The following is a 16,479-nucleotide window of genomic DNA, read 5'->3' as shown; positions in this document are numbered from 1 at the left end:
CTATAAAACGATTATACGCATAAAACAAAAACAAATAAATCATTTCATATTTTTGTATCAACTATCACCCTTGAACATGACGCGGATTTTCTCCCTCAGAACCTCTACAGCTACTTCATCCATTCCAACAATTTCTCCATCCGATTGGATTCTTACTGACCCGTAATTCTTCATTTTCATCGTTTCTCCAGAAAAAGCATCCACGTTTTTAATGGCTAGGTGACCTCCCCATAAAACGGTGATGAATACGCTCAATAATTTCAACCATGAAATATCATGGATCGCAATCACATTCAACCTGCCATCATCCAGCTTTGACATCGGTGAAATCTTCATACCGCCGCCAAAGTACGGCTGATTCGCAATGACGATGAACCAAACCTTTTTCAATAGATGCCGATTTCCATCAACGATCAATTCCATGCAGCTAGGCTCATATTTGAATAATTTTTTTAAAAATATGAACAGATAAATTAATTTACCCGCTTTGACAAAATTAAACCATTTTTTCAAAAGCGAACTTTCCGATTCATAGGAAATTTCCGCGTCAATCCCCATACCCAGGCTGTTCATAAAATAACCAACCTTACCATCCGTCTCAAACTGTCCAATGTCAACGGACCTGCAGGCGTTCTCCTGAAATAAAGAAAGGGCTTCTTCCACACTCTTTGTTTTTTGAATGCCCCTTACATAATCATTGCCAGATCCAGCCGCAAGTGCTCCGATGATTGCATGAGGAAAATGAATGGCGCCATTTACCATTTCATTAATCGTACCATCTCCCCCGACAGCGATCACCCTTGTTTCCTGATTCGTCCCTGATAGGATTTCCTTCGTCAATCTTAATGCATGCCCCTTTTATCTCGTAAAAAAAACTTCATAAGGAACAGCTTGTGATTTCAACATTTCCTCGGCTTTTTTCCAAACCTTCATACTTTCTTCATTTCCCGCCATTGGATTGACAATGAAATACAGCGTTTCGTTAAGGTGCGGCATGCTCATTTCCCTCTGTTTGGTTATTATGTTCCGAATCCCATTCCGGTCGCAGGCTGGATGTAGTTTGGCAATATTCCAGCAATGCCTGCGCTCCTTTTAATTGCTGTGCCTTAAGCGGAGATGAAATGGACCTCATTTTTTCAAACCATTCCGGGAAGGTCCGCTTATCCAATATGGTCATATCATATGGAGTTTCAGGATAATCCACATAACCATTTCGCGATAGAATCACCTTTTTTATCGGCACATTCACTTCATAAAGCTCAAATAATTGGGAAACGATATTCCCCATCCGATTTGCACCCAATAAAGGATTGAGCACTTTTTTATCAGGATGCTTATGGTGCCTGCGGACCCAGAACCGTTCGCTCGAACCGATGAAAGCTGCGTCTTCTTCCGCTTCCAGAAAAGTGATGCACCAAGCGTCAATAGGGGTCAATAAAATGACATCGACTTCGACAGGCGCGTTTTTCAATAGAAAGATAGGTTTATATAATACGAGAAACGTATCCGGAAAACGCTGCAGAAAAAAGCGGAGCCTTTCATCCAAAAAGAATGATTGGTCCACGAATGACTTTTCTCGAAGCGTCGAACTCCCCCATTTCATTTGAAAGCGGAGCAATTGATTTAAAAAATTCTGCTTTAATTCATCCACACTAGCTGGTCGGTACGGAAATCTCAATGAAAATATATTGGGATTTTCAACCTGGTTCGATATTAGCAACTCTTCTGCCTCTGCCTCCTGTTTATCCGTTCGGTGAAATATGCCTTTCACTTTTTTGAACAAGCCCTTTGACTCTTCTTGAGGCGTGTCAAGTTTGACCTCGATTTCGGCACCGTCATATTCGCTATACAATCGATCTAGCTCGCCCGCATCATATGCAGCCTTCAATTTATCCCATTGCTGTTTTTTCAGTCGTGCAAATTGTGTTGGATATCGATAAATATCCTGCTCATACCGGGAAATATAATCCTGCATCTTTATGAGCTGTGCCATTCGACCACCACCCATCTTTCTTTCTCTATTATTGAAGGTTTATCGTGAATATCTTTTCGTATGAAGGGGAAGCCCCGAGATGTGTTTGATAAAGCGCAACCTGGACTGCTTCAAAATGTTCATCCTCCAAATTGGCTATCTGTCGGACTCCTTCTAGCGAAAAGGGACTTTCCCCCTCGTATTTTCTTGCTAGCGTTATATGGGGCTTAAACGGCTTTTTATCAAGTTCAAAACCCGCCTCTACACATGAGTCATAGATTTTCTTTTGAATGGTAAAAAGCTTTTCTTGCTTTTGGACACCTGCCCAAAGAATTCTTGGACTTTCATTCTTGCCAAAACCTCCAATACCACCAAGTTTCAGCTCGAATGAGGTCTCATTGGCAAGCTCCCTTTCGACACACTCCAAAGCATCCTTTTTCAATGAATCAGGAGCATTACCCAAAAACGCCATCGTAATATGATAATCGGCTGGATGCAGCCATTTCTTAAATGGGAACTCTGACTTCAGTTGTTCCGTTACAGCATATAAATATTCCTTTATATCATCAGGTAACACTAAAGCAAAGAAAAAATGAGTATTCATGGTCACGAACATTCCTTCCTGTTTTCTCTATAATTTTACCATAACTTCCATTGCGCATACCCCCACTTGTACTTGTCTTCATGATATTCCTACCGGGAAATCCAATCCGTAAACAAGGGTCTTAGAGGGGATGAATTGTTCATGTTCTAGGTCGGATTCCCGCGGTGACGGACGATCGAATTATAGAACGAACAATTGAAAAGTAAAGAAAAAAGGACCAAAAATTGGTCCTTCTCCCCTTTAGCTGAACAGTGTTTCATAAAGCAGGAATAAGTTCAGCCCGATGATAAGAATTGCAATAAGCCAGGCAACGCTCGTGGTGATTTTATGATTAACCAGGTTGCCCATGATGTTTTTATTGCTAGTAAACATGATCAATGGCACTAAGGCAAACGCGATTCCAAACGAGAGTATCACTTGACTCATCACAAGAGCTTTAGATGGATTTACTCCCCATAATATGATGATCAGGGGTGGAACGGTCGTAATGACCCTTCTCAAATAAATCGGTATATGCCTTTTAATGAATCCCTGCATGACTACGTCACCTGTCATTACTCCAACGGAAGAGCTTGATAAACCGGCAAATAATAATCCTATTCCAAAAAACATCGCGACAGATGGTCCAAGCATGGCACCAAATTGGTGGTAGGCAACATCCAAGTCTTCTACAAGTATTCCGTTCTTATGAAATAGGGCAGCTGAAACAATGACCATGGCGGCATTGATAGCACCTGCTATCAACATGGCGATGACAATATCAATTAGTTCAAAACGAAAAATCCTTTTTCTTTCCAAATCGTTTTTACCGACTATTCTCTTCTGAGTTAAAGAGGAATGAAGGTAAATCGCATGTGGCATAACGGTCGCTCCAAGCATACCCGCTGATAGTAAAATACTGTCCACTCCTTCGAATTTTGGAGTGAAGAGTCCTAAAACAACAGACGAAGTGTCAGGTTGCGCATAAAAAACTTGAGCACCGAAGGCAAGCACTACAACAAAAATCATGACCGTGATCAAGGCTTCGAATGTGCGATACCCTCTACGCTGAATTTCCAAAATGGCAAAGGAGCCAATCGCGGCTATGATGGCCGATGTGATAAGCGGCAAGTCAAAGAGCAAATAGATTCCAAGTGCAGCTCCTATGAATTCTGCTAAGTCTGTTGCCATGATAACGGCTTCGGCCTGTATCCATAATAAGAATGAGGTCTTTTTCGAAAATTTCTCCCTGCATAATTCAGGAAGATTTTTCCCTGTTGCTATCCCTAGTTTAGCTGACAGTGATTGAATGAGCACAGCCATTAAATTTGAAGCGAAGATAACCCATAATAACGTATAGCCATATTTTGAACCGGCTGTAATATTGGTGGCATAATTCCCCGGATCAATGTAGGCCACAGCCGCTATAAATGCCGGTCCTAGATAAGGAAGCAGTTTTTTGAATCCTCTGGACGAAGATTGTTGCAATACATCAGACATATCTATTTCAACTCCTTTTACACGCAACTCAAAATGTTGCAACGGGTAAACTTTTTAGGTTATTAGCAAGTATATTCCTGAATCTTGAAAATGTCAAAAAGGACAAACTGAAATTTCCAAAGGTTTTCTACCGCATAAGGAGGATGTTATAAATGTTAAAAAAACAAGGGGGTAAAAAGGATTCGGACATGTTTTTCTTCCCTTCCGCCACACATGTAATCAGCAATTGCCTTAGTAAAAAAATCATTCACATGCCGGCTTAAATGAAAAATAGGGTTCTGAGATTGTTGAAAAATAAAAAAACCCCTTGCCAGTTATGGCAAAGGGGATGAACACATTTATTGAACCGGACCGCATTGCCTCTCGATTTCCTCGGAAAACAGTTTCTCCAGTCTTTGGGTTATCGGACCGGGTTCTCCGGAAGCAATCGATTGGCCATCGATATTAATAATTGGTGTCACTTCGACGCTTGTGCTCGTATAAAGGACTTCGTCGGCTGCCATCATGTCCTCGACCGTGAAGGCTTCCTCGACATAGGGAATTCCATGATCAGCGCAAAGCTTCAGCATCACTTGACGGGTGATTCCATTCAGGATCAAGTTTGTGGCCGGATGCGTTTTAAGTAGTCCATCCACCACGATTGAGACATTGGACGAACTTCCCTCCGTCACCGTGCCATCACGATGCTGGATCGCTTCGTCACAGCCAGCTTCCACCGCTTGCTGTTTAGCCATTATATTACCCAGTAGATTTAAACTCTTGATATTACAGCGCAGCCAGCGAATATCCTCGGTCGTAACACCTTTTACACCTGGCTTCATTTTTCCTGTATAAGGGGTTTCCTTCGTATAGGCAACAAAGACCGGTTCCACCTCTGCACTTGGAAAAGCGTGTGTACGCAGAGATGCTCCTCTCGTCAACTGCATATAGACGATACCGTCCTTCAGCTGGTCTTCAGTGATCAGCTCTTTCACACGGGTCTTGATTTCCCCTACAGTATAGGGAACTTTCATCTGAATCAACTTCGCGCTGTCCATCAGCCTGTTCAGATGCATGTCCCCCGCAAATAATTCGCCATTATAAACCCGGATGACTTCATAGACGCCATCTCCGAATTGATATCCCCGGTCTTCAATATCAACCTTTACTTCGGACCTGCTTTTAAGGTCGCTGTTAAAAATGATTTTTCCCATGTTTTCTCCCTCTTTAACCTCTTATTTAGCCAATTCATGAATGGCACGTGCATAAATGGACGTAGCCTTAAGCATATCCTCAATATCAATATATTCATCTTTCTGATGCGCAATGTCTTCGCTGCCAGGAAAAAGCGGGCCGAATGCAACGCCTTCCTTTAACGAACGGGCGTAAGTGCCTCCCCCAATCGAAAGGAGTTCAGCTTTATCACCTGTCTCCGCTTCATAAACTTGCTGCAACGTCTTAATCAAAAAGCTTTCACTGTCCACAAAATGCGGCGTTGAATGCGAATTGGTTTTCACTTTCAAATTATATGCCGCCAGTCTATCTTCTAATGCCGCCTTTTCCTTGTCCCATTCGAACGTCACCGGATAACGCATACTGAAACCAATCGAGCTGTCCCCCTGTTTGGAATAATTGAAAACGCCGGCATTGACCGTCAATTCACCCGTTTGCTCATCCGAATATGCCACACCTAAATTATTTCCGCGGGAATCTTCAAACAAACGATCCTTGATGAAAGAGAAGTACGCTTTCGCATGCGGATCAAGAGTAAGATCAGATAAAAATACGGCTAAATGTAGACCTGCATTCTTTCCATTTTTCGGTTCCATCGCGTGCGCCGAGACACCGTTCAATTCCAGAAGCACTTGATTTTTTTGCGGAACAGCTTGGCCTTTCAATGAGTATTTTTGCAAATAATCCTGGTAGCTTGCCACCACTTCAGCAGGGTTAGCCGCCTCCACTAGAGCCGTAGCAAAATCCGGTACCATATTCGTCCTTCGGCCTGAAGAAAATTCCATTACGTTCACTTCAGAGTTCGTACCATTTCCTACATCGGCTGGTTGTATTACAGAGAAGTCCCAGATTCCCTTTTCCGCACTGATGATCGGGAAGTCAGCATCTGGTGCGAAGCCCATCGTGGGCATTTCCTCCACTTCAAAGTACCGGTCAACGCAGCGCCAGTTCGATTCTTCATCGGTACCAATGATCATCCTCACCCGTTTGTTCAATGGTGTCCCTAGCTCCCGGACCAGCTTCATCGCATGATAGGCAGCCATCGTCGGCCCTTTATCATCGATTGCCCCACGAGCATATATGCGGCCATTGCGGATTTCAGCTCCAAACGGATCCGAACTCCAGCCATCTCCTTCAGGTACCACGTCGACATGGCATAATATCCCGATTAACTCCTCGCCTTCACCCATTTCAATATGACCAGCGACATTATCGACATTTTTCACGGTAAAACCGTCTTTTTCGGCTAATTGAAGCATGAAATCAAGCGCTTCCTTCACCCCTTTACCGAATGGGGCCTCCTTAGTCGGATGTTCTTCATCCAGTACACTTTTTATTTTCAATAAATTTTGTGTGTCCAGTAACAGGTCCATTTTCCGTTTTTCAACTTCTTCTCGCCAATTCAATTCATTCAAAATCGACAACTCCTCTTTTATATATATTTTTCATTTTATCACTTTTACTATCTGATTCGCCAAATGTTGCTACCTTTTCTTCGTATTCCCGTATTATCGCTAACGTCAAACTACCGATAAAGTTCCCTGCACAAACCCTCTTTTCATTAAAAAGAAGATGATTTCATTAGACTTTCGTCATCCATCAGCTTTGTTACTTTTCGGTTCAGTCTTGGGATGTATAATGCCAAAAACATGGAACGTCCTAAACTGAAAGCCAGAAATGCAAGCCATAATCCATGATTGCCATGTTGCGGGACTGCTGAGAATTGGACCAATAGAAAAGCCAATAGGGCAAGGAGCATCGAGTTCCTTACAGGAACGGCTTCAGTAGCACCGGTAAACACTCCATAGAAAATGAGTCCGATAAAGGCACTGAAAGGGAATAGAACAATCCAAAGTCCGTATTCATGGGCCAGTTCGATGACGCCTGGAATATTCGTGAAAAGCAGGATGATCTCATCGCTAAATAGATAGTATGATACGGCAAGTATGAAAGAAGCATACAAGCCCCACTGCGCCGAGAGTAAGAGTGTTTTTTTATAAAGGTGTATATCTCTCGAACCTATGGCCTTCCCGACAAGGAGACTCGAAGCGTTCGCGAATCCATCAAAGCAATAGGCCATCAGATAATGGATTTGAATGAGTACGGCATTGGCCGCCAGCGTCTCTGTCCCGAAAGTGGCTCCCTTGGCCGTAAAAAGATTGAAAACCATGATCAGACAAACGGTCCTGATGAATAAATCCCTGTTGACCACCATCATTTTTTTCAGGGAAGCCCGATCGAACCCCTTCCGGAATGAAAATGCAGCCGGGACGTTAACCGCTTTCCGGATAACCCACAAGCCCAGTAAAAAAGCTGCAACCTCTGATATCAATGAAGCGGCGGCAACGCCTGATACAGACCATGAAAAGCCATTTACAAAAACCAGGCATAAGACAATATTGATCACGTTCATGAAAACTTGTATGAACAAAGATGTTTTGATCTTCGATTTCCCGATTAACCAGCCTAAGATGACATAGTTCAATAATGCAAAAGGCGCACCCCATATCCGGATGCTGAAATAATCTGCAGCAAAAGCGGATACTTCCGATCCCGGACCAATTGCGCCTAACGAAACATTCAAAATGGGGTTTTGTATCACGATAAAAAGAAGACCGATAATCGCCGCTATGAAAAAAGGCCGAATCAAGGCCAGCAGGCTTTGATTTTCATCCCTTGCACCCTCTGCTTGTGCAGCGAAGGCAGATGTACTGACCCGAAGAAAACCAAAAAGCCAATACATCGTATTAAAGATAATCGTTCCGACGGCTACCCCGCCAATATAGGCGGGATCACTCAACCTTCCAACCACAGCCGTATCAACTGCACCGAGCAAGGGCGTGCTCATCGTCGAAATCGTAAGCGGAATGGCCAAGGAAAGATATGTTCTGTTATTCATAAATGGATGACCTCCTTTTTTAGATTAAGGTTCTGAAAAACACGAAATTGGAACAGCGTTATAAAACTTTGTATTAAAAGTACAAAAAGATTGCAGGATTTAATTTTAATCACTAGAATTGAACATATCGTGCTCCCGGACAACAGTTGCCAGGAATTCGAGGAACCTAATTGCTTGCAATGCCTCTACAAGATTACTTGTGAATCGTTTCAAATAGAACGGTTAAGTATTTGGATTTTGCCAATCTACGGAAGCAAAATTTGAATAATAAAAGATTGATAGCGTTTTCAAATTGCAGCGGTTATGGGCAGTCCATTTAAATATATCAACTATTGCAAACATGCATCCACTTTCTATCCAGCAAGAAAAAGTAATTGCGCAAGCTGGAAAATAAAATGCTTGACGGATTCCTCCAGGAGGAATAGTATTGCTCGTTGATAATATAACTTTTGAACGATAATTGAACATACATTCATCGTTATAACAACTAATTGGGAGTGATCGTGATGGGAAGATTGACTGATAAAGTAGCCATTATCACTGGGGGAGCATCTGGCATGGGCAGGGAAATGGTAGACCTATTCACAAAAGAAGGAGCACAAGTCATTGCCGCTGATATCAATGAAAAAGCTGTAGCTGCTGTCAATGAATTGGATAACGTCCATGGAACTGTGCTTGATGTATCTTCAGACGAAAGCTGGAAAAAGGTGACGGATGAAGTGATCGCTAAATTTGGCAAAATCGACATTTTGGTTAACAATGCCGGGATCTCAACAGAAAAAGGCATTAACGATACGTCATTGGCCGATTGGCAGCTAATGTTAAGCATTAATGGATTTGGACCATTCCTTGGAATGAAACACGTTGTTCCTTACATGGCTAAAGAAGGTAAAGGCGCAGTTGTGAACATTTCTTCCTTTACAGCTCAAATCGGTATGGGCTTAAACTCTTATTCAGCTTCCAAAGGTGCCGTTCGTGCTATCTCCAAGGCAGCTGCAACACAATATGGCCGCATGGGCGTCCGTGTCAATGCCGTATTCCCAGGTATCATCGAAACACCAATGACACAAAAATTAGAAGAGTCAAAAGAGTTAGTGAACCAAATGATCAAGGCAACTCCCTTACAACGTTTGGGTCAGCCGGCGGATATTGCAAATGCCGTGCTTTATCTAGCATCCGATGACGCTTCATACGTAACTGGTGCCGAGCTAGTCATCGACGGTGGATACTCCGCCCAATAATAAAAGGCAGAAATGGAAAATCCCGTTTCCGGAATCCAGAAACGGGATTTTTAACCTTGGCAAAGCTATTGGAGTAATAAATTAAGTCAACACACCAATGAAATAGCCAAAAGACGTAAATACCAAACACCAACTAAATGCTCCTGCACCTGCAAAAATGAAATACTTCCGTTTCTCCATCCCGTTCATTCCGGAAAAATAACTAGCGAAGTGGCGAACACCAGGGATGAAATAAGCAATGATAAGGGTCCATGGACCGTATTTATTGAACCAATTCTCCAGCTTTTCCACCCTTGCAGGAGTCAGTTTGATCCACTTACCATACTTTCTCAAAAAAGGCTTGCCCACCTTTTTCCCAATGAAATAACTAATCAGCATCCCAGAAATCGAACCAAGAAAACTTACGAGGAATGCCCCTTGGACATTCAAAACAGAAATGGATGACAAATAGCCGACAAAAGTCATCATAAACTCATCAGGTACAGGCAAGCCAATAATACCGATGGCCAGCAGTGCATATATCGCGAAATAACCATAGTTTGATATTAGTTCTTTTACCATTTCCATCTTTAGTACTCCATCTCAGTCACCCTTTTTACAAAGTAATCCAATTAATAATGCGGGCCTGGTTAACGTGATTACTTCTTTTTAATAGGATAACCTAATTTAACCTAAAATGAGTTGAATTTCATAAAAAAAGTAAAAAAAAGTAGAATAAACACGTTTTGTGTTGGAAAACTTGAATGCGAAATGAATATTTGCCAATGATAAAGCGGACTCGATGACCGAGTCCGCTTACGTCTTAATTCACGATTTTTATTTCCTTGATCGGCCAGTACACTAGATTCGCCTTGCCGACGATTTCATCAACGGAAATCGTACCGATTTCACGGCTATCCAAACTATTTTGGCGATTGTCCCCCATAAGGAACAGCTGATCGTCCGGCACTGTCATGCTGCCTGTAATATCCTCAAGCTTGAAGGATTCGGTCAGCGGCATTCCTGCCATCTCATTCTTATATTTGTCCAGATATGGTTCTTTATAAGCTTTCCCATTAATATAAAGCGTATCATCTTTATATTCGATATGATCACCTGGCAGGCCGATAACCCTTTTAATATAATCTTTATCTGCCGTTGCATGAAAAACGACAATATCAAACCGGTCGATACTATCGATATCGGTTCCAAACTTGGTAAGTACAATTCGTTCGTGGTCTTGCAGAGTTGGCATCATTGACTCACCGTCCACGACAATGGGAGCAAAAATATACGTTCGAATTAAAAAAGCTAGAATGACTGCAATCACAATCGCTTTTATCCATGAAAAAACTTCTTTTCTGTTTTCCAATCGAAGTCCCTCTCTCTGTTTTTTATTCATGCCATTATATCATAATCCTTTCATAATCACGTCATACAAATACCCACATTTTGTACATTATCAATTACTTCCATTTTTCATACTGGATTTCAACGCTTTCCAACTCTATTTCCCTACGTTGCATTTTGGGCGGACAAATCGCATTATATGTACGGACTTTCTCATTAATATCTTCAATTCGATTGTTTATTTCAGATTCTTGTTCATTCATTTTTCTCAAACGAACCACCTCGGCTAGTGCTTCCCGAATTTCTTTTTGCCATTTTATCCAAAGCGGAAGAAAGCCGGCATCTTTGGCCTTCGCCAAGAAGTTGTCATACATATTTCCCGAGAGCGCCGACTCCGGAAGTGGTTTTCCAAAGCCAGGATTATTCTTTAGACCGCCGTTTTTTTCATAATCGAGGAAAATCTGATCCATCCAGTTTACATGCCCCTGCTCTTTGCCCATAAACAATCCCCCTTTAGATCATTTTTACATCTATTTACAATCATAACATTTTTTATCAACATCCACTCACCTGAAATATCATTCAACACACACTTTCTACTATTATATATGCCTTGCTTTCCGAAATTTATATTCATTCATCCCAATAAAAAAGGATTCCAATAGTAATGGAATCCCTTTTTGCCATCTATTTAACTGTGATTTTCCTTGTTACAACTGCCTTATTCTTCGATTTATCCGTAACTGTGTAGGTCAATGTATAGGAACCTTTTTTCTTCGTATTTACAGTCCCTGTTATTTTGATCTTACTTGTCAAACTTCCATCCAGGTTATCTTTCGCGGATACACCGGATTTGGAATTGAATGTCGAGTTATAGGCAATTGTTTTACTTTTGGCTCCGGAAATGACGGGCTTGGTGCTGTCTATCGTAATCTTTCTGGTGACAGTAGCTGTATTTTTCGATTGGTCTGTGATTGTATACTTTAATGTATACGTTCCCTTTTTCTTCGTATTTACCGTACCCGTCACCTTGATTTTACTAGTCACGTTGCCATCCAGATTATCTTTCGCCGTTACGCCTGATTTAGGGTTGAATGTCGAGTTATAAGCGATGGTTTTACTATTGGCTCCGGAGATGACTGGCTTGGTGCCATCTATGGTGATTTTTCTGGTGACTGTCGCAGTATTTTTCGATTGATCGGTGACCGTATACTTCAATGTATAGGTGCCCTTTTTCTTCGTGTTCACTGTACCCGTCACTTTTATTTTACTAGTCAAGTTGCCATCGGCATTATCCTTGGCACTCACGTTCGTTTTTGGGTTGAATGAAGAATTAAGTTTGATGGTTTTATTCCCGGCACCTGAAATCACTGGCTTGACTTGATCATAAACGGTTATTTCCCTTGTGACCTTGGCAATATTACCAGCCCTGTCAGCTACCGTATAAGTCAAATTATAGGTGCCCACTTTCTTGGTATCCACTTTACCTTCCACACGTATGGCACTCGTTAAGTCACCATCTTTATCATCCTTCGCCTTTACGCTCGTTTTAGGATTGAAAGTTGAGTTGAATGGAATGGATTTACTGGCAACCCCTGAAATCACAGGTTTATTCGTATCCTGGATAGGCGCGACATTCGATAGACTATTGGAGATGTAAGCTGATGAAACATACCCCTTCATACTCTTGTCTTCCGTTTGTACGGGGTACCAGACAAATTTATTTTCCTTAGACTTGTCATAGACAAATTCACCCGTGATGATCAAGATGGTATCCTTTGACACTGTTTTGAAGCCAGACGAGGTACTTGCTTGTTCCCGTATTTTCACGCTGGACGACGTCACCGCTTTGTCGTCTTTCTTAAACCAATAAACAGAGTCATGCGTTTGATCTGTCAGTGTGTATACCAGATTATTAAAGAAGATATTTTTATTACTTTCCCGATCATATTGAAAGTCCGATGTTTTGAATGGATATTTTGCTAGTTTTGTATCATTCAAATAACTTTGGTTTTCTATCTCAGCAAAAACTTCCTCTTGATAGGCATTCGCATTTATTTTCCCGTTTTCCTGGTAAAGTGGACTGTTAACCGGTTTTGTCCCATTGTATGCCATGACAGGGAAATACCAATTTTCGATGACCCTGCGTCCTGCACCTTTGATCTTGGGCAAATCCACCCTTTTTGAATACATGCTACTCAGAACCTCGACGCCAGCCTCGATATTGTAGACAATATCATTTTCCAGCTTTCCCTGGACATACCCAGTTTTATTGGTAAGCTGCATTAGACCGATACCGCCATCGCCGGATATAATCGGTTTACCGTCATCATTAAATTGCCTCCAATCCCCATTTTCCTGTGTAGCCACGGCTTTTACCACTTCAGGGGGGATTTCAGCCTCAATTGCGGCTTTCGTCAGTAAACAGTTAATCTGCTCATGGGATGGGTTTTCATTCGGTTGGATTTCACCAAATGATGAGCACGCATTGGTTAATCCAGACTCAGCTAAAGCCTGTCCATTGAACATGCCGAATGTTAAACAGGTCAAGAATCCAACCTTCATTAAAGATATCTTCATCGATCGTAAACCCCAGTCTATTTATATTTAAATCTATAATTATAGTAACATGATAAACTGGTCATTGCAGGTATAAAAAGGTATATTTCCCTAAAATATCTTGTATCTGCTAATTCTCAGAACAAAGGAGCTACCCGTATTTTCGGGAAGCTCCTTTGTTTTCAAAACACAAAACTATGTATGGTGCAAGATCATACGATTACTTCCACCGGTTCCCTTGGTTTCCTTACCAAACACATGATACCCGGTACGATGAAGAAGATAAGCGGCCATACATGAAAGATCGTCAGTATGCCTGTAATGATCAATAAGATTCCGGCTGGCTTCGCTTTGCCTCCTTTTAATAGAAAGATAGCGATCAAGCCGCCTGCCAATGCAAGAAACAACGATATGATACCTGCCCATAGTAAACCCATGAATAACTTGATAGACATATCGACCTCAGACGTCGAAAATTGTGAATCTGTTATGGATGAGTAGTCCACCATTTCCGTCAAATTAATACTGTTGATATAAATTGCCGCTAAAATCGTCACGATCAAAAAAATCGCAGCGATGCTTACGCCAATAATACTTAATACGAATTCCCATGTGCGTTTCAATTGCTTCGCCCCCCCTAGAAAAGTCACTTATATATAATACCCAATCCGGGAAGGAATAAAAGTCTTTTATACCTTCATCGACAAAACCCTGATAAGTTCATTTGGTATTATCATCAATAAGACAAATGATCGTAAAACTAATCCGATGAAAGGACCATTCTGAGCTTGGCTCTTCTGAAAAAAAGACAGGTGATGATCAAAAAAAACACCCATCCACCCTTAATAGGCTGCAAATAGGAAACCGGCCTGGATAACTGAGGCTAAAATACGTTCCTCTTCGCAATCAGCGCCACCATTTGTTCGACAGAAGGTTCTTTGGGCATCATATCCAGTGAAAACCCAAATTCTTCAAGTCTCCGGCCAGTGCTTTTCCCGATTACCCCGATGGAGGCGTGATTTAGCAGCTCTTCAACATCCATGTCAGCCTTGTTCCCGTATTGCATCAGCACATCGACTGAATGCCGATTCGAAAAAAGTACCGTATCAACAGCTTTCCCTTCTAGCATTCTCGGCAGAATTTCAAGGAATCTTTCATCGACAAATTTATCGATGGATTGAAAATAGTCCCCGTCCCCGTGAGCCGGATCTCTTTGGTCCTTGCTACGATCTCCAATGACCAACAAGGTTCCGGCTTCTTCCATCTCGGATTTAAGCTCGGCCATTAGTCCACGTTGCTGTAAAACCATCTTAGATTTTCTTGATAGTACATAAAGTTTTGAAGAAATACGGCGGAAATCAATAGCATATTCAGTGAGTAAATCCAAGAATCCATGGACACTTTCAGGTGAAGTGAAGAGAATGCGATCATACAAAAGAAAAGAGAGCAGCTGATTTTCTTCTATTTTCACTTTTGCAGTCATCCATTTAGGAAACTCGATGACATCGCCCCCAAGTTCAAGCAGGGATTCAGCCAAGGAACTCTTTGCCGTTCCGGTTCGGGCCACTAAAAATTGTTGTCCGTATAGTGGCTTCTTATCGAACCATTGCAGTTTTCCCCTAAGTGAAATGATATCTCCGACCAAGGTGATTGCAGGGTTTTGAAGCGACCTTTCCCTTACCCTTTCGACGATATCGTCCAATGTCCCTTCGACCGTTTCCTGTCTTCCATATGTACCCCATTGAATGACGAGCACCGGCGTATTCCCAGGCTTTCCATTACTGATCATATTTTCGCGGATATAGGGAAGGTTGGTCACTCCCATATAAAATGCAACAGTATCTATACTGTGTACAAGACCTTTCCAATCTATATCCTTCTTCGTACGGTCATGGCCTGTCACCATCGCAAAGGAACGGCCATAGTCCCGATGTGTAACGGGGACTCCAGCATACATGGCCGCGGCAATGCCTGAGGTAACGCCCGGAATGATTTCAAATGGGATCCCTTTATCATTTAACGTTTCCGCTTCCTCCCCAACTCTTCCAAAAACGGCAGGATCGCCGCCTTTCAAACGGACGACGCGATGTCCTGCCAATGCATTGGACACAAGCAGTTCATTGATTTCCCCTTGACTGATGCCATTCGTATATGGTGTCTTTCCGCAATATATCAACTCACAACCAAGAGTGGCAGCCTCCAATAGTTTGGGATTTAGCAGCCTGTCATATAATATGATATCCGCTTTTTCAATCGCCGTTTGACCTTTTACGGTAATCAGGCCTTCATCACCCGGCCCTGCCCCGACAAAATAGACCTTGCCTTTGGTCATACCACTCTTCCCCCTATCTGCTTGCAATTCCCTGATAATACTTCACCAGCTCCACCATTGCACTGCCCATCCGTTGGTCTTCAGGATAAATGACCCGCTCGATTCCTTCATCGATTACGACCTGCGCCGTTACTTTTCCGACTGCAAGAGCAATTACCTCGGATGTAAACAAGTCGATTATTTTATCCTCCACCCCTTGCTCACGGACAAACTTCATTAAATTACGCGGCTGCGGTGCACTTGTGAACACAACCGAATCAATTTTTCCTTCAAGGATTTCTTGGGTCAGCTGTTGCATCGTTTCTTTTTCGGGCGGTATATGTTCGTATGGAAGGATTTCTTTATGTTCCACTTTTTGTTCATCCAACCAGCCCATCAAAAGAGGCGCCGGATCGCCGTGAAGCTGCAAAGCGACCTTTACATCTCCAGATAGATGACCTTCCAAATTGCGAACGAGCCCTGCCGTACTGCCATCATCATCACGGATTAATGGCTGCAGCCCGAGTTTTTTTAGCATATTCACCGTTTTATAGCCCCGAGCAGCTATCTTCATTGACATCAAAGCTTCTATGAAACGATCTCCCGCTTCCATCTTCACTGCCGTTTTATATAATAGTTCCGTCCCCACTCCCGTCGTGAGGATGATCCAATCGAACTCCCCTGCCATCAACCGGGTGACATCCTCTTCTAAATGGGAATCATCAAGGAATACCGTCCCCTGTGCCGGACGAACAAGCGGGACTCCCCCAAGATTATGAACGATCTTACTAAGTTCTTCCGTCTTCCTCGCTCCCAATAAAGCAATGGTCTTGCCATTAAGCTTACTCATCCATGTTCCTCCTATATGTACAT

At 42.3% G+C, this 16,479-nt stretch carries 14 protein-coding genes and 1 pseudogene; 1 reads left to right on the top strand and 14 read right to left on the bottom strand.

The window, feature by feature from the left end; genetic code table 11:
- Nucleotides 1-57: 57 nt before the first annotated feature.
- The 7 genes and pseudogenes from ACQKMH_RS02395 to ACQKMH_RS02365 form a co-directional block, all read right to left on the bottom strand.
- Nucleotides 58-843: pseudogene (locus tag ACQKMH_RS02395) on the bottom strand (diacylglycerol/lipid kinase family protein); the annotation flags it as partial.
- 139 nt (nucleotides 844-982) lie between these two features.
- Nucleotides 983-1,993 carry an NERD domain-containing protein gene (locus ACQKMH_RS02390; protein ID WP_427585910.1) on the bottom strand — a complete coding sequence of 337 codons (1,011 nt, stop codon included), beginning with the start codon at nucleotides 1,991-1,993 and terminating at the stop codon, nucleotides 983-985.
- Nucleotides 1,994-2,021: 28 nt separating this feature from the next.
- Nucleotides 2,022-2,576, bottom strand: a complete 555-nt coding sequence (thpR, locus tag ACQKMH_RS02385; protein ID WP_427587487.1) for an RNA 2',3'-cyclic phosphodiesterase — start codon at nucleotides 2,574-2,576, stop codon at nucleotides 2,022-2,024.
- A gap of 240 nt (nucleotides 2,577-2,816) precedes the next feature.
- Nucleotides 2,817-4,055 carry an Nramp family divalent metal transporter gene (locus ACQKMH_RS02380; protein WP_427585909.1) on the bottom strand — a complete coding sequence of 413 codons (1,239 nt, stop codon included), beginning with the start codon at nucleotides 4,053-4,055 and terminating at the stop codon, nucleotides 2,817-2,819.
- 338 nt (nucleotides 4,056-4,393) lie between these two features.
- Nucleotides 4,394-5,248, bottom strand: coding sequence for a D-amino-acid transaminase (gene dat, locus ACQKMH_RS02375; protein ID WP_427585908.1), 855 nt, complete (start codon nucleotides 5,246-5,248; stop codon nucleotides 4,394-4,396).
- A gap of 21 nt (nucleotides 5,249-5,269) precedes the next feature.
- Nucleotides 5,270-6,682 carry a dipeptidase PepV gene (gene pepV / locus ACQKMH_RS02370; RefSeq protein ID WP_427585907.1) on the bottom strand — a complete coding sequence of 471 codons (1,413 nt, stop codon included), beginning with the start codon at nucleotides 6,680-6,682 and terminating at the stop codon, nucleotides 5,270-5,272.
- Nucleotides 6,683-6,828: 146 nt separating this feature from the next.
- Nucleotides 6,829-8,166 (bottom strand): MATE family efflux transporter, encoded by a 1,338-nt coding sequence (locus ACQKMH_RS02365; RefSeq protein ID WP_427585906.1) that lies wholly within the window; start codon nucleotides 8,164-8,166, stop codon nucleotides 6,829-6,831.
- Between the two features lie 506 nt (nucleotides 8,167-8,672).
- Between ACQKMH_RS02365 and ACQKMH_RS02360 the strand changes: the two genes are divergently transcribed.
- Nucleotides 8,673-9,407, top strand: coding sequence for an SDR family NAD(P)-dependent oxidoreductase (locus tag ACQKMH_RS02360; RefSeq protein WP_427585905.1), 735 nt, complete (start codon nucleotides 8,673-8,675; stop codon nucleotides 9,405-9,407).
- Nucleotides 9,408-9,488: 81 nt separating this feature from the next.
- Here ACQKMH_RS02360 and ACQKMH_RS02355 read toward each other — a convergent pair whose 3' ends face one another.
- From ACQKMH_RS02355 to ACQKMH_RS02325, 7 genes are all read right to left on the bottom strand, one after another.
- Complete coding sequence (locus ACQKMH_RS02355; RefSeq protein ID WP_427585904.1) at nucleotides 9,489-9,974, bottom strand: DedA family protein; 486 nt, start codon at nucleotides 9,972-9,974, stop codon at nucleotides 9,489-9,491.
- Nucleotides 9,975-10,209: 235 nt separating this feature from the next.
- Nucleotides 10,210-10,788 carry a signal peptidase I gene (lepB, locus tag ACQKMH_RS02350; protein WP_230154523.1) on the bottom strand — a complete coding sequence of 193 codons (579 nt, stop codon included), beginning with the start codon at nucleotides 10,786-10,788 and terminating at the stop codon, nucleotides 10,210-10,212.
- A 64-nt stretch (nucleotides 10,789-10,852) separates the two neighbouring features.
- On the bottom strand, nucleotides 10,853-11,236 hold the full coding sequence (locus ACQKMH_RS02345; protein ID WP_427585903.1) for a DnaJ family domain-containing protein: 384 nt from the start codon (nucleotides 11,234-11,236) through the stop codon (nucleotides 10,853-10,855).
- Nucleotides 11,237-11,423: 187 nt separating this feature from the next.
- Nucleotides 11,424-13,316, bottom strand: a complete 1,893-nt coding sequence (locus ACQKMH_RS02340) for an immunoglobulin-like domain-containing protein (RefSeq protein ID WP_427585902.1) — start codon at nucleotides 13,314-13,316, stop codon at nucleotides 11,424-11,426.
- Between the two features lie 191 nt (nucleotides 13,317-13,507).
- Entirely contained in the window at nucleotides 13,508-13,918 is a 411-nt protein-coding gene (locus ACQKMH_RS02335; RefSeq protein ID WP_427585901.1) for a DUF4064 domain-containing protein, read from the bottom strand.
- Between the two features lie 260 nt (nucleotides 13,919-14,178).
- Nucleotides 14,179-15,627, bottom strand: a complete 1,449-nt coding sequence (cobA, locus tag ACQKMH_RS02330) for a uroporphyrinogen-III C-methyltransferase (protein ID WP_427585900.1) — start codon at nucleotides 15,625-15,627, stop codon at nucleotides 14,179-14,181.
- Nucleotides 15,628-15,640: 13 nt separating this feature from the next.
- On the bottom strand, nucleotides 15,641-16,456 hold the full coding sequence (locus ACQKMH_RS02325) for a uroporphyrinogen-III synthase (RefSeq protein WP_427585899.1): 816 nt from the start codon (nucleotides 16,454-16,456) through the stop codon (nucleotides 15,641-15,643).
- Between the last annotated feature and the right edge of the window lie 23 nt (nucleotides 16,457-16,479).

The organism is Peribacillus sp. NPDC097895 (genome assembly GCF_050277555.1).
Classification (GTDB): Bacteria; Bacillota; Bacilli; order Bacillales; family DSM-1321; genus Peribacillus.
The sequence above is the reverse complement of the archived record's forward strand: the minus strand, read 5'-3'. Positions and strand labels throughout refer to the sequence as shown.

Coding starts and splice junctions, on each gene's coding strand:
- ACQKMH_RS02340 (WP_427585902.1), bottom strand. CDS start 13,316: ATGAAGATATCTTTAATGAAGGTTGGATTCTTGACCTGTTTAACATTC.
- ACQKMH_RS02325 (WP_427585899.1), bottom strand. CDS start 16,456: ATGAGTAAGCTTAATGGCAAGACCATTGCTTTATTGGGAGCGAGGAAG.
- thpR (WP_427587487.1), bottom strand. CDS start 2,576: ATGAATACTCATTTTTTCTTTGCTTTAGTGTTACCTGATGATATAAAG.
- ACQKMH_RS02365 (WP_427585906.1), bottom strand. CDS start 8,166: ATGAATAACAGAACATATCTTTCCTTGGCCATTCCGCTTACGATTTCG.
- ACQKMH_RS02345 (WP_427585903.1), bottom strand. CDS start 11,236: ATGGGCAAAGAGCAGGGGCATGTAAACTGGATGGATCAGATTTTCCTC.
- ACQKMH_RS02360 (WP_427585905.1), top strand. CDS start 8,673: ATGGGAAGATTGACTGATAAAGTAGCCATTATCACTGGGGGAGCATCT.
- ACQKMH_RS02390 (WP_427585910.1), bottom strand. CDS start 1,993: ATGGCACAGCTCATAAAGATGCAGGATTATATTTCCCGGTATGAGCAG.
- ACQKMH_RS02355 (WP_427585904.1), bottom strand. CDS start 9,974: ATGGAAATGGTAAAAGAACTAATATCAAACTATGGTTATTTCGCGATA.
- ACQKMH_RS02380 (WP_427585909.1), bottom strand. CDS start 4,055: ATGTCTGATGTATTGCAACAATCTTCGTCCAGAGGATTCAAAAAACTG.
- cobA (WP_427585900.1), bottom strand. CDS start 15,627: ATGACCAAAGGCAAGGTCTATTTTGTCGGGGCAGGGCCGGGTGATGAA.
- lepB (WP_230154523.1), bottom strand. CDS start 10,788: ATGAATAAAAAACAGAGAGAGGGACTTCGATTGGAAAACAGAAAAGAA.
- dat (WP_427585908.1), bottom strand. CDS start 5,248: ATGGGAAAAATCATTTTTAACAGCGACCTTAAAAGCAGGTCCGAAGTA.